The following is a 20892-nucleotide window of genomic DNA, read 5'->3' on the forward strand; positions in this document are numbered from 1 at the left end:
CATTCCCCCGCAGCAAATGCGTAATAGGTTTATCCTAACGAGCATTGCTGATTATGGAGGCTTCCATGAAAAAAATTCTACTATTAACTTCGATTTACGGCTTAACTCTAGCTGGATGCTCCTCAAGCCAAATTCACATGTCTATGGGCAATATGCGCTTAATCAGCTCCAGCGCCTCCCCACAAGATGTGATGGATTTTGCCAATACGACTTGTAAAAATGACTTCTACCAAGGCGCAAGCTTCCTTTCAAAGGCAGGCAAGGAATATCGCTTTAAATGCGTCAAAGCTGAGGAGAACGAAATTCTGACCCCAATTCCAGGTACAACTATCCCCGCTGGTGCTCCTGCGCCGGCAGCTGCAAAGTAAGTAATTCATTAAGAAAACGAGATGACCCCATTTACCTCTCAAGAGCTCCGCAAAGGATTCTCCTCTTTCGCAACAGGGGTCACTGTGATTACTTGCCTAGATGCCGACCAGAACGCACATGGCATCACCATCAGCTCATTTAATACTGTTTCATTGGAGCCGCCACTTATTTTATGGAGCTTAAAGAAGCATTCACGCCTGATGCCTAATTTTGAAGTGGGGCACAAACAATTAATTCATGTGCTCGCGCGTTCACAAGAAGCCATGGCAATGCACTTTGCTACCGTCAAGGAGAACCAGTTCGATAACATTCCGCACAAAATTGCAGCAAGCGGTCTCACTCAAATTGAAGGATGCTCAGCCTACTTTGAATGCGAAACAGTTTCAGTCCACACCGGCGGCGATCACAATATCATTGTTGCTAAAGTGCTCAACCTAAAGCACACTCCAGAGAGTCATCCGCTCATATTTGCGCATAGCAAATTTATGGGTTTAGATTCATCAATTTAAAATTACCTAAATAGGAATTCTCATGATGCGCTTATGGGGAAGAAAAAGTTCTATCAATGTGCAAAAGGTCTTGTGGTGCCTTGCAGAGCTGGGGCTTGAAGAAGGCAAAGATTTTGAGCGCATAGATGCCGGTCTTCATTTTGGAATAAATCATACTCCTGAATTCTTAGCACTTAACCCGAATGGCTTGGTCCCCACTCTAGAAGACGGTGATCTTGTGCTCTGGGAGTCCAATACTATTTTGCGCTATCTTGTTCGTCAATACGATAGGTCGAAGCGCTTTCCTGCTGACACTAAAAATCAGTACCAATCTGAGAAGTGGATGGACTGGCAACTGGGAACTATGTGGCCACCATTAAGAGTTGCATTCTTAGGACTCACTCGTACCCCTGAAGCAGATCGTAACTATGAGTTAATTAAGAGCTCATATCAGGAGGCAGATGCATTGCTGGCATTACTTGATCAGACCTTAGAAAAACATGCTTACTGCGCTGGCGAACAATTCAGCGTCGGAGATATTCCATTGGCTTTGTGTGTAAGTCGATGGATTCTGCTACCACAAACTTTCCCCGAAAAAATAGGGCCTCGCTCACAATTAAACAATATTGATGCGTGGATGAAACGGATTGAACTAGAAACTAAATATCAAATCGTGGCACAAAAAGAACTCAATATCGTGAAGTAAATAACTGGTATCTCAGATTTTCTGAATCTGAGACATCAAGTAAAAAGGGTGAACTAAGTTCACCCTTTTTTCATAGTTTTTTACAGAATAAATTACTGTTGCTTGAATTTCTTCTGATGGTGATCGGCACCAATAAACAAATACATCGCCGGAACCACGAAAAGCGTGAATAAAGTACCAATCGATAGTCCAGTAAAGATCACAATACCCATCGACTGACGGCCAGCGGCACCTGCACCAGATGCAATCACCAGGGGAACAACACCCAGCACCATTGCCGCGGTGGTCATCAAGATTGGGCGCAAACGGACGCTACTAGCCTCTACGATGGCATCTAACTTACTGCGGCCAGCTTCCTGCAATTCATTAGCAAATTCCACAATCAAAATTCCGTGCTTGCTGATCAAACCCATTAGCGTAACCAAGCCAACTTGGGTATACACATTCAAAGTTGTGAATCCCAAATTAATAAAGATTAATGCACCAAATAAGGCGAGCGGCACTGAGACCAAAATCACGATCGGATCCCGGAAGCTTTCAAACTGTGCAGCCAAGACTAAAAATACGATCAAGATGGCAAAGAACATGGTGACCAAGAAACCGCCAGACTCCGCCATAAACTGACGGGATGGGCCGGCGTAATCCATGGTGTAACCATTCGGCGCCACCTCTTTTAAAGTTTGACGCATGAACTCAAGTAAGTCGGCCTGTGAAATAAATGGCGTACTCACACCAGAGATCGTTGCGGAGTTCAACTGTTGAAAGTGATTAATGGATTGCGGAACTACTTTTTGTTTAATTGTTGCTATAGTGCGCGCCTGAATCATCTGTCCACTTGGAGTACGTATGTAGTAATCCAAGATCTGATCTGGATTTAAGCGGTCCACTTGCTTTACTTGCGGAATCACGCGATAGGAACGGCCAGCAACAGAGAAGTAATTCACATAACCACCACCCAAGGCAGCGGAAAGGGCGCTACCCACTTGTTGCTGCGTCATACCCAGTGCAGCTACTTTCTCACGATCGATTTCTAAAACGTCTTGCGGCTTATCAATCTTTAAATCTGAATCCACAAAGAAGAAGTTACCGCTACGACGTGCCTTATCCAGAACCGCCTGAGACACTTCATTGAGCTGCTCATAAGACTCTGTAGTATTAATAACCACCTGAACAGGAAGGCCCTGCGCACCAGGCAAAGCTGGGAACTGGAAGGCGGCTACACGAGCACCGGCAATCGAATTCCACTTACTTTGCATAGCTTCCTGAAACTTCGTGGCATTACGACTACGTTGATCCCAATCTTTTAGTAATACACCACCAAAGCTACTAGTGGGGCTAGTGATCTGGAACATCTGCTCATACTCAGGCTCTGCAGCTGATATTTGATAAATCTGATCAGCATAGGTCTGCATTTGATTGACGGTGCTATTCGGCGGACCTGAAGCCTGCATCAAAACTATGCCTTGGTCTTCTGTTGGCGCCAATTCAGCGCGAGCAGTAGCGTAGAGATAAGCCACACCTCCCAGTAAAATCACACCCATCACAATAATGACCTGCCAAGTGCTCAGGAGCTCACGCAAAGTGCTTTGATAACTGTGATGAACTTTTTCAAAAACGCGATCAATCTTTTGTACAAACGAAGAGGCTTCTTGCTCTTCAGTAAAAATGCGTGAACACATCATCGGTGAAAGCGTTAACGCAATCAATCCCGATACCGCGACTGCACTTGCTAAAGTAAAGGCAAACTCGGTAAAGAGCGCGCCCGTTAAACCACCCTGAAAACCAATTGGTATATATACGGCGATCAACACAATCGTCATTGCCAAAATTGGACCACCCAACTCGCGCGCAGCAATTAAAGAAGCCTCCAGCGGTGACTTGCCTTCTTTCATATGACGGTCTACGTTCTCAACCACAATAATGGCATCGTCGACCACCAAGCCAATTGCAAGTACTAGGGCTAACAGCGTCAGCAAATTAATGGAGTAACCCAAGATCTGCATCAAGAAGAATGTGCCAATTAATGAGAGTGGCATTGCAATCACCGGCACGGCAACAGCGCGTGCGCTTCCCAGGAAGAGATAAATCACCACCGTCACAATCAACAGCGCCTCTAAAAGGGTTGCCACTACCTCATCAATCGAAGTAGTAATGAACTTAGTCGAGTCATAAACCACTTTGCCCGACATACCGGTTGGCAACTGCTTCTGAATATCTGGCACTACTGCGCGAACACGTTCTGCTACATCGAGCAAGTTCGCCTGAGGCGCCACCTTGATGGCAATAAACACTGAGCGCTTGCCACTAAATGCAACATTGGTGTTGTAGTCTTCAGAGCCCATGCTCACAGTTGCTACTTGATCTAGGTACACAATATTGATGCCATCTTTTTTGACAACCAACTTGCGGAACTCATCGAGCGTATGGAGATCCGTGCCGGCCACCAAATCGACGGCAACCATGTCACCCTTAGTGCTGCCTACTGCAGATAAATAGTTATTAGCTGCCATGGCACTATAGACATCATCAGCACCGACCCCAAGTCCCGCCATCTTCTCGCGATCAAGCCATGCGCGTAGGGCAAACTTTCTGCCACCAGTAATTTCAGCATTCTGAACACCATCGACAGCATCCAGCTTTGGCTTCACTACCCGTAATAAGTAATCAGTAATTGCATTGTTTGGAATGTCATCGCTATAAAAGCCCATGTACATTGCCGCAGTAGACTGACCAATTTGTACAGTCAATACGGGTTGCTGGGCTTGCGGAGGTAACTGATTCTTAACCGAACTAATCTGCGTCTGGATTTGTGTCAGAGCAGCATTGGAGTCGTAATTGAGCTTGAGAGTCGCGGTAATGGTCGAGAGGCCACTCACACTCATCGAGGACAAATAGTCAATACCTTGGGACTGAGCAATCGCAGTTTCTAATGGCTGCGTAATAAAGCCTGCAATCGTCTCTGGATCAGCGCCATAGTAAGCCGTCGTAATAGTAACAATTGCATTTTGGGTTTGTGGGTATTGGTTGACTGGCAAAGAACCAGCCGCCTTCAAGCCAAACACCAAGACAAGCGCACTCACTACCAGCGAGAGCACTGGCCTACGAATAAATATATCAGTCCAATTCATCTAGGACTTATTCCTGTGGCTGTGGGTTTGGTGAATTGGATGGCAACACCTTGTTATTGATAATTAGCGGCGTGCCATTCTTCAACTTAAGCTGACCACTAGTAACAACCGTAGCACCCTCTTCAACCCCTTTGAGAATTGCCACTTGATCGCCACGCGTTAGTCCTGTAGTTACAAAGACCTGTTGAGCCTCAAGTGCAGGCTTGCCCTGCTTATCCTTTTTACCAGTTGGCTTAGCAATAAACACTGTTGAGCCATACGGGTTATAAGTCACTGCAGTTTGAGGCAAGGTCAGCAACTTCACTTCATCGCCCAACTTAATATTCACATTAGCAAACATGCCTGGCAAAATTTTCTTATCCGGATTCGCTAACTGAGCCTCAATCTGAATATTGCGTGTATTGGTATCGACCTTCGGACTCACAGCAGTAACCTTGCCAGTAAAGCTTGCGCCCTTGAATGCATCAGTCGTCACCACAATTTCTTGCCCAACCCGAATCTGTTCAGCATTACTTTGCGGAAGATTGAAATCGACAAAAATAGGATCTAAAGTTTGAAGAGTGAGCAACTTGTCACCTGGGTTGACGAATTGACCAGGGTTAATCATCACGATACCGACACGACCAGTGAAGGGGGCTTTTAGATTCTTCTTGGCGACTAAGGCTGTTTGCTGCTCTACCTGCGCCTGCTTAGAGGCAGCATCAGCTTTACTAGTATCAAAGACATTCTTACTAATCGCCTGAATTTCTAATTGTTGCCTATCGCGTTCATTAATTACCTTAGCTAAATCTGCCAACGCTTTTAATGAATTGAGTTGTGCAACATCTGAGGCGTCATTCAGTTTAATCAGCAAGTCGCCTTCTTTTACATCCATACCCGATTTAATGGGTACAGTTTGCACAAGGCCACCGATTTCAGTGCTGAGATCTACTCCTCTAAATGCGCGGACATTACCAACGCTAGAAAGCTTAGGCTGCCAAGCAGTTGTCTCCACCACCATCGTGGAAACAGTTGCAGGAGGCAAGCCCATGCCAGCGATGAAATGCTTAATCATGAAAGTCTTGAGTTGATTGAACCCAAAGATCAAGCCAAGCAACAAAAATACACCACACAACATAATGGTCATGCGTCGACCCAATGGGGTCATAGACTGTAACTTGGCATTTGCCTTGCTACGTATAAAGCGATCGCGCAAACGTAAGCAGAGCCCTTTTACTTTCCCCCAAAGCGCAATCAACTTCTCGCGAAGTTTCCACTCGACCGCCTTCGCAAGCGTCCAAGCCCACAAGGCAAGCGCGACTGCAGTTACTTTGGTTTTAATTGTTTCCAGAAGTTTCATTTTGATCTTTGTTCGCTATGGCTTTTGGTTGAAAGGCTGGGCTGGTTCGATTCCACCAGCCGCCGCCTAGTGCTGCAAATAATGCTGCTGTATCTGAGAATCGGGTTGCTTGTGCAGAAACCGATTTGACTTTAGCAATTTGATATTGATTTTGGTAGTAGAGAACAGCTAAGTAGCTAGCAGTGCCTAGCTTGTATTGCTGTTGCACTAATTCCAAAGTTTCATAAGCGTAACGCTCTGCATCTGATGCTGATTTCAATGCTTGTGCGCCAGTCTCGAGAGCTCGCAATGCATCGGCTACCTCTTGAAATGCTTTGAGTACGGTCGCCTGGTATTGGTAAACCGCCTGCTCATAATTCGCAACAGCGCCACGACGTTGCGCTAATAATTGTCCACCCTGAAAGAGTGGCTGAAAGATTCCACCAGCAACCGACCATAGGGTTGCGTTCGGCCCAAAGAGGGCTGCGCTAGTCAATGCTGCGGAACCAATAGCGCCAGTGATATTAAATTGTGGCAATAAATTGGCAGTGGCTACCCCCACCAAAGCATTGGTGGCCTTGAGCTGCGCTTCTGCAGCGCGCACGTCTGGGCGTTGGCGCACTAGGCTCGATGGCACTGAAAGCGGGAGCTTCTCTGGCAAGTGCAAAGACTTCAAGTCAAACTTCGTGATCTTGGCATTGCTGGGTAGCTCACCGACCAAGACAGCCAACTGATTACGCGCAAAGGAAAGATTGCGCTCATAAGTAAACAAATCCACTTGGGAGTTAGATACCAAGGTTCTTTGTGATGTCACATCCACTCGAGAAACCGTACCAATCGCTAGTTGCTTTTCTGTTACCTCAGCTAAATTTGTTTGTGCCTTCAGAATTTCTTCTGTAGCCTGCATCTGTGCACGCAAAGCCGCTTCACGTACTGCACCAGTAACAATATTGGCGGTCAGCGAAAGATATGCGCCCTCCAACTGAAACTGCGCAATCTCTGCTTGCGCTCTGGCGCCTTCAACTGCTCGGCGTGCCCCGCCAAAAACATCAAGCTTGTAGGTGACATTTACAGAAGCGTTGTAGAGGTTGTAAGTATCAGAGCCATAAGGCAAGCCATAAATAGCAGAAGGCTGTAACTGTCGAGTAGCGCCACCATTTAAACCAATTGCTGGGAAGTACTGCCCACCAATTTGTGCGCTGACATTTTCTTGGCTCGCACGCAGAGCAGCATCAGCTGCACCTAAATTAGGGTTTTGCTGCAAAGCTTTTTTGATCAATACATCTAGCTCGGGAGATTTAAATAATTCCCACCATTGAGCCTCAATATCAGCGCCTTCAATAAATTCTTGATTCGTTCCACCAGGTACTCCAGGTGCAGTAGTCAACTTTTGTGAAAGTGCAGTTTCGGTATATCCAGACGTATTGGGAGCATCGGGCTGCTTAAAGTCTGGACCTACCGCGCATGCAGAAAGAAATCCCGTAAAAATAAACGGAAGCAAACGCAAACTAGAGAAATCCTTAGAGCCAAACATGAATCGTGACAAATATCCTTTTCTACAGTAGATATTTGAACACACTTTTCTAATTGAGTCTGTGTAACACCTTGATTTGACTAATAAATTTTGTACACAGCTATGCGTAGAAGTCAAACGGATTTTTTAATCCCCAACCCTATTCTAATTAGGCAATTCTTCCAAAGCTTCCACTGTTGAAATCTTGCATTGCTTGGGCAATCTCCTCTTGGGTATTCATAACAAATGGGCCATATCCAACGATAGGTTCATTAATCGGCTCGCCACTCAGCAGCAAAGCAATAGAGTCCTCAAGCACATTCACATGAATATCTTGGCCCTGATTGCTAAACATCAGCATCTGAGCATCTTCAGCAACTACACCCTCACCGGCCTCAACTGCACCCTTGAGTACAACTAGCGATGCATTCCAAGACTCTGGCACAGAAATACTTATTGAGCCTTTCTTCAGCTTCAAGTCAATCACATTCATTGGGGTGAAGGTGTGAGCGGGGCCTTGGTGACCATCAAACTTCCCAGCTATGATGCGCGCTTGCCCTGCACCATTCTGTAAATCAAGCACAGGAATCTGTTTATCCACAATGGCTTGATAAGCTGGCTTAGTCATTTTGAGTTTTGCTGGCAAATTCACCCAGAGCTGCACCATTTCCAAAGTGCCGCCGCTTCTAGCAAAACTTTCTGAGTGAAACTCTTCATGCAAGATACCAGACCCAGCAGTCATCCACTGCACATCACCAGGGCCAATTACACCGCCTTGACCCGTTGAATCTTTATGTGCCACCTCACCTTCATAAACAATGGTGACCGTTTCAAAGCCGCGATGTGGGTGTGAGCCCACACCCTTGCGCTCAGTTGTGGAGGGGAACTCAGCTGGGCCCGCATAGTCCAGCATCAAGAATGGGCTCATTTGCTTGCCCAGGTCTTGATAGAAAAACAAGGTGCGCACAGGAAAACCATCGCCTACCCAGTGACCCCGATCATTGCCTTGTATGCCAATCAGTTTTTTCATCATTCTCTCAGGAGCATCCACAACTGCGTACAAATATTTACACTGAATTGAGACTACTCGACCGTAACGCTCTTTGCGAGATTGCGGGGCTTATCGACATCAGTGCCAAGGGAACAAGCAGTGTGATACGCCAAGAGTTGAAGCGGGACTACATGCAAGATTGGAGATAAATTGCCGTAATGCTCGGGCAAACGAATCACGTTGATACCCTCGCTACTGGTGATATCAGTATCTTGGTCAGCAAAGACATAAAGCTTTCCACCACGGGCTTTGACTTCTTGCATATTGGATTTGAGCTTTTCCAATAAGTCATCCTTTGGAGCCACTGTAACCACTGGCATCTTTTCAGTTACCAAGGCCAGCGGGCCATGCTTTAACTCACCAGCTGGATAGGCCTCAGCATGAATATAAGAAATCTCTTTTAACTTGAGCGCACCTTCAAGGGCAATCGGATAATGCATGCCGCGCCCGAGAAATAATGCGTTTTCACATTTAGCAAACGCAGAACTCCAAGCCATGATTTGTGGCTCAAGTGCTAAAACTGCATGCAATGCTTTTGGCAAATGACGTAAGTCACGCAAGAGCTCTTTTTCTCGCTCAGGACTAAGTTTGCCAGCACGCTTAGCCAATGAAACGGCCAACAGATAAAGTGCAAGCAGCTGAGTGGTAAATGCTTTTGTAGAAGCAACGCCAATCTCAGTGCCAGCCTTGGTCAAGAAATTCCAATTCGTTTCACGAACCATAGCGCTACTTGCAACGTTGCAAATCGCCAAGGTGTATTGATGTCCTAAAGCTTGAGCATGACGCAAAGCTGCTAAGGTATCTGCAGTCTCACCAGACTGAGAGACCACCACAATTAATGCATTCGGATTAGGAACGGTTGTGCGATAGCGATATTCACTAGCAATCTCAACTTGCGTCGGAATGCCAGCCAAATCTTCTAACCAGTATTTAGCAACACAAGCAGAGTAGTAACTAGTGCCGCAAGCCAAGATCAAAATTTGATCAAAGTTTTTCCATTGCTTGGGATCTGCACTAAAGAGCTCTGGACCAAAACTAGCGATGTTGGCTAACGTGTCACCAATTGCTCTTGGTTGCTCAAAAATCTCTTTTTGCATGTAATGCTGATAAGGCCCCAGATCCACAGAGTCAGCTTGAGCTGGCATTGGCTTTTGCTCACGCTGTGTAGTCTTACCCAATTGATCAATGATCTCAACACTCTCTGCCCCAAGAACAGCAACATCACCCTCTTCTAAATACATCATTGAATGTGCGCGACCTGCTAAAGCCAAGGCATCAGAAGCAAGGAAGTTTTCATTCTCGCCGAGTGCAACCACCAATGGAGAGCCCACACGTGCACCCACCAAAATATCTGGACGATCTTGCGCGATCACACCAATTGCATAAGCACCGTGTAGCCGCGGTAATACAGAGCGCACCGAAGCAACCAGATCTGCCTGCTTACTTGCTACATAAGCTTGATGAATTAAATGCGCAATCACTTCAGTATCTGTTTCCGAAGTAAATACATAGCCCACAGACTTCAATTCAGTACGTAGTGATTCGTAGTTTTCAATAATACCGTTATGAACAACAGCAATTAATCCACCAGAAATATGGGGATGTGCATTTTGTGTGTCAGGTTTACCGTGGGTTGCCCAGCGAGTATGGGCAATACCTAGGGTGCCATGAAAATCCTTGCCCTGCTCTGCTAGCTCAGAAACACGAGCAGTAGTGCGAGCACGCTCAATGGGGTGTTTAGCATCATTGCTATTAATTACTGCAAAACCACAAGAATCGTAACCGCGGTATTCAAGACGACGCAAACCTTCAATTAAAACTTCGACAATATTTTTACGCGATACCGCGCCAACAATTCCGCACATTATTTTTTAGCTTTCACGGATTTTTTGGTGGCTACTTTTTTTACAGCAGCCTTCTTGATTGCCGACTTTTTCTCTTGCGGCTTTTTATCTTGCTTTACTGGGCGTTGCCACTGCAATGAAATTTGCTTGGGTCGTGACACGGTAAGTTGATTCGGCGGGGCATCTTTAGTCAGGGTTGTGCCCGCACCTAATGTGGCACCACGGCCAACGCGCACTGGGGCCACCAACTGTGTATCCGAACCAATGAAAACATCATCTTCAATGATGGTTTGATGTTTATTGACGCCATCGTAGTTACAAGTAATCGTACCGGCACCGATATTGACTCTAGAGCCTACGATCGAATCACCCACGTAGGCCAAGTGATTGGCTTTGCTATTGGCGGCAATCTTGCTGTTCTTCACTTCGACGAAGTTGCCAATATGCACATCATTGGACAGATCTGCACCGGGACGCAAACGAGCATAAGGCCCAATCAGCGAGCTTGCGCCAACTTGAGCTCCATCGATATGGCTATATGGATGGATTGTGACATCCTCGCCAATCACGCTATTGCGAATAATGCAGTACGGGCCTACTTTTGTGCCAGTAGCTAAAGTCACGCAACCTTCAAATACACAGCCAACATCAATGAAGACGTCCGTGCCACACTCGAGTGTTCCTCGAATATCGATACGCGCTGGATCAGCCAAAGAAACACCGGCATCCATTAAAACGTTTGCTTGATTGAGCTGATGTACTCGCTCTAAAGCGGCTAACTGATCACGACTATTAACGCCAACAGTTTCATACTCAGCATCAGCTTGCGCAGTACGAATGGGAACTCCATCCCTAACTGCCATCGCAATGACGTCAGTTAAATAGTATTCACCCTGGGCATTACTGGCTCGCAATGCCTTCAACCACTTCTTCAGTGAATTGGTTGGCAGAACCATAATGCCGGTATTAATTTCTTGAATGCGCTTTTGCTCTGGTGATGCATCTTTTTCTTCAACAATCGCTTTTACCGAACCATCGATATCTCGCACGATACGGCCATAGCCCGTTGGTTTATTGAGGTTTTGAGTTAGCAACGCTAATGCAGAATCTTGACCACGCACGCCATCAGCCAATTTGACTAATTTAGAGAGCGTCTTTTTACTTGTAAGTGGCACATCGCCATACAGAACCAAAGTAGGTGCATCTACATCCAGTTTGGGCAATGCTTGTAATAGAGCGTGGCCTGTTCCTTTTTGCTCAGCCTGCAATGCAGTAGCAACTTTGCCAAAGCGAGAATCTTGCACGCTAGCTGTTTGAAGAAACTCTTTAACATCGGCTGCACCATGCCCAACAACAACGATGGGGCCAGTTTTAGTGTTTTTACCCTGTAAATCCAAGGCTGTATTGAGAACGTGCTGGAGAAGGGGTTTCCCGGCCAAGGTTTGAAGAACCTTGGGTAATGCGGACTTCATCCGCTTTCCCTGCCCAGCAGCCAAAATAACGATGTTCATAAAGAGGGATTATAAGACCCCTGAATCAACGTTCCGCAGGCTATTTCATCGATTACTGTCTCATCAATCGCTTTATCGCCAGCAGATCTTGCAGCAATACCCGACAACTCAGTAGAAATCTCAAGATTCTTAAAATCAAAGGCCTCGCCATCCATTAAATGGGACGGAACAATGTGATGCATTGAGCGGAATAGATTCTCGACGCGCCCTGGGTGCTTTTTCTCCCACTCGCGCAGCATCTCTTTCATGGCACCGCGCTGGAGATTAGGCTGACTGCCACAGAGATTACACGGAATAATCGGGAAGTTCATATCCACCGCATAACGTTCAAGTAGCTTTTCAGGAACGTAGGCGAGAGGACGAATGACAATATGTTTACCATCATCAGATCGCAGCTTTGGTGGCATCCCTTTGAGTTTGCCAGCAAAGAACATATTGAGCATTAATGTCTCTAAGATGTCATCACGGTGATGACCTAAAGCAATCTTGGTAGCACCGAGCTCATCTGCTACGCGATACAAAATCCCACGACGCAAACGAGAGCAAAGACCACAGGTCGTTTTTCCTTCAGGAACAACACGCTTGACGATGCTGTAAGTATCTTGATTTTCAATGTGGTACTGAACGCCCAAAGCCTTTAAATAATTTGGCAAGATCTCCGCTGGAAATCCTGGCTGCTTTTGATCTAAATTGACAGCAACGATCTCAAAATCAATTGGGGCACGCTCTCGTAGCTTCAACAAAATGTCGAGCATGGCATAACTATCTTTGCCGCCCGACAAGCACACCATGACTTTGTCGCCATCCTCAATCATGCCAAAGTCACCAATAGCTTGGCCAACTAAACGACAGAGCTTTTTCTCAAGCTTGTTTTCTTCGAAGACGACTTTACGGATATCACTCATAGCGACTAAATTTTTCTGGATCTTCTTTAAGCTTGCTTCATCCGAAATACTTCAACACCAACAGAGTGACAGTCTGGATATACATCAGGCTTAGCTGTACTAACACGAGCAGCAATCACCTTCGGATGCAAGAGCATCGCAGCCACGATGTCATCGCAGAAGGTTTCTTGCAAATGAATATGGCCCTGGGAAGACCGTGCCTTAATGGTTTCACGCATAAAGTCATAATCAACCACTTCTTCCAATAGATCCTTGGATGGCGTATTCATATTCAGCGGGATATAAAGATCTACATTCAGAATAACGCGCTGCTCAGCCTTTTTTTCAAAGTCATGAACGCCAATATTGATATAGATTTCATAGTCACGCAGAAATAAGCGGCGGCAATCCGCAAGTGCTGGATGAGAAAGAATGGCATGCATATTTTTATGAACTCTTTTTGAATTTTTCTTCTGTATTAAATTCTTAATTGGTTTTAAACATCACATCACGTGAAGATGGCAATAGATGTTGCCCACCATCGACATATAAAGTAGTTCCTGTGATCGCATTTGAGCTAGCTAAAAATACAGCAGCTTTTGCAATGTCACTTGGTGTGGATGACTTTCCTAATGGCGTCATCTGATGCGCCTTAGTAAAACCAGACTCGGTTTGATCGCCTGAGGTCAATGTAATCCCAGGGGCTAAACCAATCACCCTTAAGTGAGGAGCAAAATCTACCGCCAGCACCTCAACGGAAGTAAGGAGTGCTGCCTTAGATAATGTGTAAGACAAATAATCTGGATTGAGATTGATCAGTTTTTGATCGAGCAACTGAATCACCGAAGGGATTGATAAATCGCTCTCGCTTGCTTTCTTCGTCTGACGCTTGTGATATTCAAACATCAGCTGAGATAGTAGAATAGGTGCAGCTAAATTGATTTGCATGTGGTCTTGCAAACTTTCACCACTCATCGGAGTATCCGAATTGGCGCGATCATATTCAAAGATGGATGCGCTATTCACGAGACACTCAAGGCTTTGAAACTCAGCAGCAACTGCGGCAAATAGAGAATGGATTTCTGCTTCGCTGGCGAGATCAGCTTTAAATGCGACAGCTTTACGCCCAAGCTTCTGAATTTCGGCCACAGTTGCTGTAGCATCGGATTCCGAACGGCCATAATGAATTGCGATATCCCAGCCCTGACGAGCAAATTCCAAGGCAATTTCCCGACCAAGGCGCTTAGCTGCACCGGTCACTAAAACCGCTTTATTTTGCTGAGGTGATGGGTTTGAACTCAAGTTCACTTAAATTCTCTTAGACTAAGGAGCTATGGATATTACCTTGACCAGCCTTGAAACGGCTCATACAGAGCATCTGAGCCAAAAAATAATGGCTGAAATCGCTTCCAAAGGCGGCTGGATGCCCTTTTCAAGGTATATGGAAATGGCTTTATATGAGCCAGGCATGGGTTATTACAGCGCTGGAGCCCACAAATTGGGTGCTGGCGGTGATTTCACGACAGCCCCAGAGCTGTCCCCCTTATTTGGTGCCGCCATTGTAGAAACGCTTTTGCCCATTCTAGAAGGGCTGAAGGCTCAGGGGCTCCCTACCCAAATTCTGGAGTTTGGCGCTGGCACTGGCAAGTTAGCTGAATCTATTCTCACCCGATTCCACGATCTGGACTTCAACCTGGATCGCTACGACATCATTGAAATCTCACCTGACCTAGCCCAGAGACAAGAAGAACGACTTCAAGATCTTTCAAGGAAGCTCAATCTATCAACCCAATGCTGCTGGGCTAGCTCTTTACCCCGCAACTTTAAGGGCATCATTCTGGCCAATGAAGTCATTGATGCTATTCCGTGTGATGCCATCATTTTTCAAAATGGCTTTTGGTATTGGCAAGGTGTTTCAGCTATTGATGGCAAGCTTACTTGGTCAGTAGGACAGCCTGTTGAGCAGTCACTGCTTCCAGAGACTTTGCTCACTGGAAACTTTTCTGAAGGCTACCTTACTGAATTGCATGCGCCAGCCAATGCTTGGATGCGCCAAGTAGCCAATCACCTTGATACCGGCCTCTTTCTGACTTTTGATTATGGATTTCCAGAGAGCGAGTACTACCATGCACAACGCCTCGAAGGCACGCTCATGGCGCATCATCGACATCATGCCATTCAAGATCCATTTCATCTTCCAGGGCTTTGTGATTTAACAACGCATGTGGAATGGTCTCAGATCGCACGTAGTGCGCTAGAAGAAAAAGTTGATGATGTCTATCTCAGTAATCAGGCATCTTATTTACTAGATGCCGGCATTGGCGATATTGCATTGGAGATTGGCGATCCCAGCAAGCCAGAAACTTTCTTACCGATTTCGAATTCTTTGCAGAAACTATTATCTGAAGCGGAGATGGGGGAACTCTTTAAAGTCTTTGCTTTCTCAAAGAAGCTACCTGAGATACTGCCAGATCATGTCTTAGAGGACTTGCCAGGCCTTCGAGGTAGAAACCGGCTGTAAGCTTTTAGTTGTTTATGGCTGCAGTAATTGCCAAGAGTCTCGCAGCATCAACCGCACTACGAATTCTTTCACCATTAGTCCTCTGGTCTGCAGGAACACCTTCAATAATTTCCACCGTGTTGAGCGATTGAGCATTTTGCATTGCTGAAATTAAAGTGCCGACATTTAAACCAATACGTTTAGCTAAATCGAGCAATGCATACCCACGATCAGGCTTACGCCAAACATCTGCGCGATTGAACCAAGTCAATATATCAGCGGATTGATATACGCCACCGAGGTCACCAACTGTTTTCTCAATCAGTAGATTGAGCTCACTAAATATTTCACTGAAGTCACGCAAGTCATTTGGCATCTTGACGCACTCAGACCATGAACGAATTTCGCAAGCAGGTAGATGCATGAGGGTGACAGCACAGCGATCTTCCAGCTGATTTGCGGCATGCAGGCATGCAATGAGCTGCTCACGATATTCTTCTTTAGCCAAATGAGATGTCAGCGTTGATGGTAGCAATACCTTAGCTGCGCCAGCATCTAGCAAAACTTGGAACATGCGCATTGGCTTGCTCGCAGTCAACCCTCTAGCCAACTCCTGCCAGATTCTCTCAGCTGAAAGTGCTGATAATTCATTGGAATGAACAATTGCCTGCAAGGCGGCCATGGTTTCTGGCGCTACTATGAATTCAGGGAAACGGGCTGCAAAACGAGCGATACGCAAAAGACGTAAAGGGTCTTCGGAAAACGCATCGGACACATGACGAAATACCTTAGCTGCTAAATCTTGCTGGCCGTTGTAGGGATCCAAAATAGGACCCACCCATTTACCATCCGCGTCGACCTCTTGTGCCATTGCATTAATAGTTAAATCTCGACGCTCTAGGTCCTGCTCTAGCGTGACCGTCGGGTCAGCATAAAACATAAAGCCTTTATAACCCTTCCCCGTTTTCCGCTCTGTACGCGCTAATGCATATTCAGCCTGCGTCTCTGGATGCAAGAACACTGGAAAATCTTTACCCACCGGACGAAAGCCCTGAGCAATCATCTCTTCTACGCTAGAGCCAACTACAACATAATCAATGTCGTGTATAGGCAAGCCCATCAGGGTATCCCGAATAGCGCCACCGACCGCATAAATCTTCATCGACTTATTTCATGCCTTCTAATGTACGACGGCTGATGCTAAAGATCTTAGTCAATGCGTCTACTCCATTGAGCGGGAGGATATTAGGCAACTGCATGGATGCAATATTGTCACGCGACATTAAGGTTGGGACAGGCAGAAACTCAAAAGCTAAAGCTTGAAGATGCCCAACAAAATCAGGAACAGGAATAATGGCACATTTTGTGTTGACCTTACGCGCAGCAAATTCCACAATCTCTTTCATGGTGTAAACAGTAGGCCCCACCAAATCATAAGATTGATGAATAGTAGATGGCATTTTTAGTGACTTGGTAAATGCACTAGCCACATCATCCACGCTCACCGGCTGAAACTGTGCCCCAGAGTTTGCTAAGGGCATGGCTGGAAATAACTTTGTCAACTTAGCAAACAAATTAATGAACTGATCTTGGGCACCAAAAATGACTGAAGGTCTAAAAATAGTCCAGTCAAGATTGCTAGCCTTTACAGCGGCCTCGCCATCACCTTTACTACGCTGATACATTGATGGGCCATTTGAGTCTGCACCCAATGCGCTCATATGTAGATAACGTTTTAGGCCGTGCAACTGCATAGCAGTGATAATATTTTTGGGAAGCTCTACATGCGCAGCTTCAAATACTTTTCCATAAGGCTGTGCAGGCTTGTCATGCAGTACGCCCACTAAATTAATGACTGCACCACCAGGCTTGATTCGCGAGCAAAGCTCTTGCAAAACATCAAACTCATGCACATCAGCATCTTCTAGATGCACTTTTGGCAGCATACGTAATTCACGTGCAGATACTAAGTGTCTAGTCGGCAATAAAACAGAATAGCCCTCAGATTGCAACTGAGCAGCCAAAACTCTACCGACAAAACCGTTACCGCCAATTAGCAGAATGTCATATTTCATAAAACTCCTATGCAGTTGAAATACTAAGGTAGCTCTGATGCGTTTGCTGCTTTAGGAGCGATTACCCCTAAACGCTGTTTTAAAGACTGTGTCTGACCGTGCATCACCGATGAATAATACGTTGCATTCGCCAAAACGTTTTTTACATAGGTGCGCGTCTCATTAAATGGAATCGTTTCTGCAAAGATCGCGCCTTCAGTCGGGCTAGTGAGTTTTTCCCGCCAAGTTTTAGATCGTGATGGTCCAGCGTTATAGGCGGCAGATGCGAGAACCCAAGATCCATCTAAATCTACCAAGACCATATTCAAATAATTACTGCCCAAAGTTAAATTAGTATTAGTGTCTGCCAGCTTGTCATTGGTATACGAAGTCATACCAATTTTCTTGGCAACATACTTCGCTGTATTTGGCATCACCTGCATTAATCCTGAGGCACCAACTGATGATGAGGCATTCATGATGAAGCGTGACTCTTGGCGAATCAAGCCATATGCCCACGCCAAGTTCAAATCAATTTGTTTGGCAATTGGTGATAGCTCATCGCGATAAGGGGTTGGGTAGCGTAAGCTAAAGTCATGCTCTTGCTTAGTACGATCAGCCGTATTCACAACGCGGTCGTACAAACCAATCCGCTTAGCGTATTCAGCGGCTGCAAGCAACTGCTTATCACTCATATTACGCAACTCCCAATTCCAGTCGCGATTACCTTCAAAGCGCAAATTCATGGCATAGAAGCGCTCACCCCTAATAAAGCCTTTGCGCTGAGACATGGATTCGATTTCTGCATCACTCACTTTGGTTCTTGCAGGCGCATGATTCGATTTACCCAAGTCTTCGCGAGCAAGCTGTCCATAAAAGTTGTACTGGTCAGCAATGAGTTCAAGGTTCTCCCGTGCTTTTTCATTTTGGCTATCAACTTTTAATGCACGTGCATACCAATAAGTCCAAGCGGGATCTCTACTACGAACGACAGGATTCATGCCTTCAATTGCGTTCTTTACCAGCACCCAGTCTTTTGCGCGTAGACCTGCTCGCACTTTCCACTCTTGCCCTTCAGTTGAAAGAAGGTCGTTATAGCCCAGTTCTTGTTGAAAACGATATGCATCATCCGCATTCGGATCTAATTTCTTTGCAAGGAACTGACCAATTACGCCCCAAGCTACGGCCTGGTTTTCTTTGCTATAGCGCGATGCATTTTGAGAAAAATCTCTAAATGCTTTTGCAGGGTCTGCTTTGGCTACCTTCACAATATCAGCAATCGGATCTTCACCACCCAGGCGGCGTGACATGGTGTCAAAACCCATTTCACTAGCAGCACGGCCAATTGCCTTAGCCTCACTCGGCGTCATTCCCCCAGTAACAACTAGGGCGGGTACCAATTCTTGGCAAGCCTGACCAAAATTACGTGGATCTAATAGTATTGCGCGGGCATCGATTGCGACTTTAGTTGGGTTCTCCCCCTGCGCCAATTTTGACTGCAGTGCATAGCACTTCACTTGCGTGTCGTCATCCAAAACAAACTTCGGATATTCAGCATCAAAACTTGACCAATCTTTTCGCTTACCTAAAACGAGTAGCCAATCATTACGCATCCGATCAGCCAGAGCAGTACCTTGATATTGATTTAGAAAAGCCACTACCTGTGAGTCCACATTACTATCGGCTCGCGCCACACCAGCACTATCAAATAGCTGAGGTTTGATACGGAAATAGCTTACATAGTCTTCATATGGGTAATTGGAGAGGCTAGCAGCTAAGGTTTGCGCACGGACCGCATCATTTCTTTTGGCCGCTTCACGCAACTCAATAAAGGTGCGATCACCCTCAGTAACTTCAAAGGCTGAAATTCTGCTCACTTTAGCGGGAACGGTTTTCTTCACCTTCTCAGCAAAAATACTGGGCGAACTGCTCAATAGAGCCAGAAATAGAATTCCGCCCGCAGCTTTTTGCCAAATACTAAAAACATCAAACCTCTTTTTCACCGTCTAGCCTTATCGATTTACTATATCCCTCAATTTTCGCCTGATAATGGTCGATATGCACGGCAATTCTCCAAAATCGCTACGGCAGGACTTACTTGCCCAAAGGAAACAGTTTGCGGCTAGCGCAAGCTATCCCATGGCACGAGAAGCTATTTTGACTGGCTTAGCTGGTTTTCTGGCCGACCATGACACTCAAGTTCAATCTCTTGCCTTGTATTGCCCCATACAAGATGAACTGGATCTTCGGCCGACACTATTAGCTTGGGCCGAGGGCAATAAAGCTAGAACGCTAGCACTCCCTTTTGCGCGCCCCGATAAACATTTAGATTTTTATGCCTGGCAAGCGGGTGACTTACTAATTCCAAGTCGCCACGGCGTGCCGGAGCCAGACCCGAATAACCCTCGTAGACATCAAGTCACTCCAGACTGCATCTTGATTCCCTGTGTAGGCTGGTCAGAATCCAGCGTGGGTAATAAAACGCGTTATTGGCGACTTGGGTATGGGGGTGGATACTTTGACCGCACCTTAGCCCAACTACGTAAAGCTAAACCAAGCCTACTGTGCGTAGGCATTGGCTTTGATTGGCAAAAATTAGATGATGCTCAATGGCAGGCTCAAACACATGATGAGCCTTTGGATGCCATGCTGACTGAGTCAGGCCTATTAATTACTTATTGAGACTGAGATTGTCTGCAATCGCCAAAACAGCATCTGCTTGATTCAAGGAATAGAAATGCAATCCTGGTGCGCCAGCAGTTAAAAGTTGATCGCAAAGATCAGTCACCACTTCCTCACCAAACGCACGAATCGAAGCGGTGTCATCGCCATAAGACTGCAAACGCAAACGAATCCAGCGCGGAATTTCTGCGCCACAAGCATCTGAAAAACGCAGTAACTGGGTGCTATTGGTAATCGGCATAATTCCAGCAATGACTGGCTCAGTAACGCCCAAGTCATAAGCCTCATCCACAAAGCGGAAGTAAGCATCGCTGTTGTAGAAATACTGAGTTACTGCTGAATTAGCGCCAGCCTTCATCTTCTGCACAAAGAAGTCAACATCTGTTGCAGGCGACTTAGCTTGAGGGTGTGTCTCTGGATAAGCTGCAACATCAATGTGAAACCAATCACCCGTTTCTGCACGAATAAATTCCACTAACTCGTTAGCGTGATGAAACTCGCCATACTGACCCATGCCAGATGGCAAGTCACCACGTAAAGCTACGATACGTTTAACGCCTAAAGCCTGATATTGCTTCAACATCTCGCGCACGCTTTCACGTGAGCTACCAACACAAGATAAGTGGGGAGCAACTGCTGCACCAGCAGCATGAATATCGCTCACTACTTTTAGTGTGCCAGATTGAGTAGAGCCACCGGCACCAAAAGTCACAGAATAAAAAGCGGGCTTCAGCGTTTCACTAAAACGCTCGCGCACTAGATGCAACTTGCTCTCACCTTCAGGTGTTTTTGGAGGAAAGAATTCAACGCTTAATTCCATGATCTTGGGCCTGTATCTCTATTT

18 protein-coding genes are annotated in these 20892 nt (G+C 46.0%); 5 read left to right on the forward strand and 13 right to left on the reverse strand.

The annotated features are described in order from the left end of the window. Positions 1 to 65 precede the first annotated feature (65 nt). Genes FD975_RS09745 through FD975_RS09755 form a run of 3 tightly spaced genes read left to right on the forward strand, consistent with a single transcriptional unit; the run spans position 66 to position 1563 of the window. Positions 66 to 368, forward strand: a complete 303-nt coding sequence (locus FD975_RS09745) for a hypothetical protein (RefSeq protein WP_215302195.1) — start codon at positions 66 to 68, stop codon at positions 366 to 368. A 21-nt stretch (positions 369 to 389) separates the two neighbouring features. Continuing rightward, positions 390 to 878 (forward strand): flavin reductase family protein, encoded by a 489-nt coding sequence (locus FD975_RS09750; RefSeq protein WP_215302196.1) that lies wholly within the window; start codon positions 390 to 392, stop codon positions 876 to 878. Between the two features lie 22 nt (positions 879 to 900). Further along, on the forward strand, positions 901 to 1563 hold the full coding sequence (locus FD975_RS09755; RefSeq protein ID WP_251371193.1) for a glutathione S-transferase family protein: 663 nt from the start codon (positions 901 to 903) through the stop codon (positions 1561 to 1563). 92 nt (positions 1564 to 1655) lie between these two features. Here the strand turns inward: FD975_RS09755 and FD975_RS09760 are convergent, their stop codons facing one another. The 9 genes from FD975_RS09760 to FD975_RS09800 all read right to left on the reverse strand — a co-directional run bounded on the left by FD975_RS09760 (position 1656) and on the right by FD975_RS09800 (position 14120). Further along, entirely contained in the window at positions 1656 to 4691 is a 3036-nt protein-coding gene (locus tag FD975_RS09760) for an efflux RND transporter permease subunit (RefSeq protein ID WP_215302197.1), read from the reverse strand. 7 nt (positions 4692 to 4698) lie between these two features. Next, entirely contained in the window at positions 4699 to 6030 is a 1332-nt protein-coding gene (locus FD975_RS09765) for an efflux RND transporter periplasmic adaptor subunit (protein ID WP_251371194.1), read from the reverse strand. Further along, entirely contained in the window at positions 6008 to 7543 is a 1536-nt protein-coding gene (locus FD975_RS09770; protein ID WP_215302198.1) for an efflux transporter outer membrane subunit, read from the reverse strand. The genes FD975_RS09765 and FD975_RS09770 overlap by 23 nt, the downstream gene beginning before the upstream one ends. A gap of 148 nt (positions 7544 to 7691) precedes the next feature. Further along, a complete protein-coding gene (locus tag FD975_RS09775) occupies positions 7692 to 8552 on the reverse strand; it encodes a pirin family protein (protein ID WP_215303988.1) in 861 nt (286 codons plus the stop codon). Between the two features lie 53 nt (positions 8553 to 8605). Then, on the reverse strand, positions 8606 to 10438 hold the full coding sequence (glmS, locus tag FD975_RS09780) for a glutamine--fructose-6-phosphate transaminase (isomerizing) (protein ID WP_215302199.1): 1833 nt from the start codon (positions 10436 to 10438) through the stop codon (positions 8606 to 8608). Next, positions 10438 to 11928: a bifunctional UDP-N-acetylglucosamine diphosphorylase/glucosamine-1-phosphate N-acetyltransferase GlmU gene (glmU, locus tag FD975_RS09785; protein WP_215302200.1), complete on the reverse strand. Its 1491-nt coding sequence runs from the start codon at positions 11926 to 11928 to the stop codon at positions 10438 to 10440. Before glmU ends, glmS begins: the two co-directional genes overlap by 1 nt. Further along, the gene (gene ttcA / locus FD975_RS09790) at positions 11925 to 12833 is read right to left on the reverse strand and encodes a tRNA 2-thiocytidine(32) synthetase TtcA (protein WP_215302201.1); all 909 of its coding nucleotides are present in this window, start codon (positions 12831 to 12833) and stop codon (positions 11925 to 11927) included. Before ttcA ends, glmU begins: the two co-directional genes overlap by 4 nt. A 26-nt stretch (positions 12834 to 12859) precedes the next feature. Beyond that, positions 12860 to 13255 carry a dihydroneopterin aldolase gene (locus tag FD975_RS09795; protein ID WP_215302202.1) on the reverse strand — a complete coding sequence of 132 codons (396 nt, stop codon included), beginning with the start codon at positions 13253 to 13255 and terminating at the stop codon, positions 12860 to 12862. A gap of 43 nt (positions 13256 to 13298) precedes the next feature. Then, the gene (locus FD975_RS09800; RefSeq protein ID WP_251371195.1) at positions 13299 to 14120 is read right to left on the reverse strand and encodes an SDR family oxidoreductase; all 822 of its coding nucleotides are present in this window, start codon (positions 14118 to 14120) and stop codon (positions 13299 to 13301) included. Between the two features lie 25 nt (positions 14121 to 14145). Between FD975_RS09800 and FD975_RS09805 the strand changes: the two genes are divergently transcribed. After that, positions 14146 to 15333, forward strand: coding sequence for a class I SAM-dependent methyltransferase (locus tag FD975_RS09805; protein WP_215302203.1), 1188 nt, complete (start codon positions 14146 to 14148; stop codon positions 15331 to 15333). A 4-nt stretch (positions 15334 to 15337) separates the two neighbouring features. Here the strand turns inward: FD975_RS09805 and FD975_RS09810 are convergent, their stop codons facing one another. Genes FD975_RS09810 through FD975_RS09820 form a run of 3 tightly spaced genes read right to left on the reverse strand, consistent with a single transcriptional unit; the run spans position 15338 to position 19369 of the window. Then, positions 15338 to 16474 carry a polynucleotide adenylyltransferase gene (locus tag FD975_RS09810; RefSeq protein ID WP_215302204.1) on the reverse strand — a complete coding sequence of 379 codons (1137 nt, stop codon included), beginning with the start codon at positions 16472 to 16474 and terminating at the stop codon, positions 15338 to 15340. Positions 16475 to 16478: 4 nt separating this feature from the next. Beyond that, complete coding sequence (locus tag FD975_RS09815) at positions 16479 to 17387, reverse strand: complex I NDUFA9 subunit family protein (RefSeq protein WP_215302205.1); 909 nt, start codon at positions 17385 to 17387, stop codon at positions 16479 to 16481. Between the two features lie 23 nt (positions 17388 to 17410). Next, the gene (locus FD975_RS09820; RefSeq protein WP_251371196.1) at positions 17411 to 19369 is read right to left on the reverse strand and encodes a lytic transglycosylase domain-containing protein; all 1959 of its coding nucleotides are present in this window, start codon (positions 19367 to 19369) and stop codon (positions 17411 to 17413) included. A gap of 55 nt (positions 19370 to 19424) precedes the next feature. On the opposite strand from FD975_RS09820, the gene FD975_RS09825 reads away from it, so the two are divergent. Beyond that, positions 19425 to 20048 (forward strand): 5-formyltetrahydrofolate cyclo-ligase, encoded by a 624-nt coding sequence (locus FD975_RS09825; protein ID WP_251371197.1) that lies wholly within the window; start codon positions 19425 to 19427, stop codon positions 20046 to 20048. Here the strand turns inward: FD975_RS09825 and metF are convergent. After that, complete coding sequence (gene metF, locus FD975_RS09830; protein WP_215302207.1) at positions 20038 to 20868, reverse strand: methylenetetrahydrofolate reductase [NAD(P)H]; 831 nt, start codon at positions 20866 to 20868, stop codon at positions 20038 to 20040. The two genes, FD975_RS09825 and metF, sit on opposite strands and share 11 nt — an antisense overlap. Positions 20869 to 20892 lie beyond the last annotated feature (24 nt).

The sequence above is a fragment of the Polynucleobacter sp. AP-Jannik-300A-C4 genome (assembly GCF_018688335.1).
GTDB lineage: Bacteria > Pseudomonadota > Gammaproteobacteria > Burkholderiales > Burkholderiaceae > Polynucleobacter.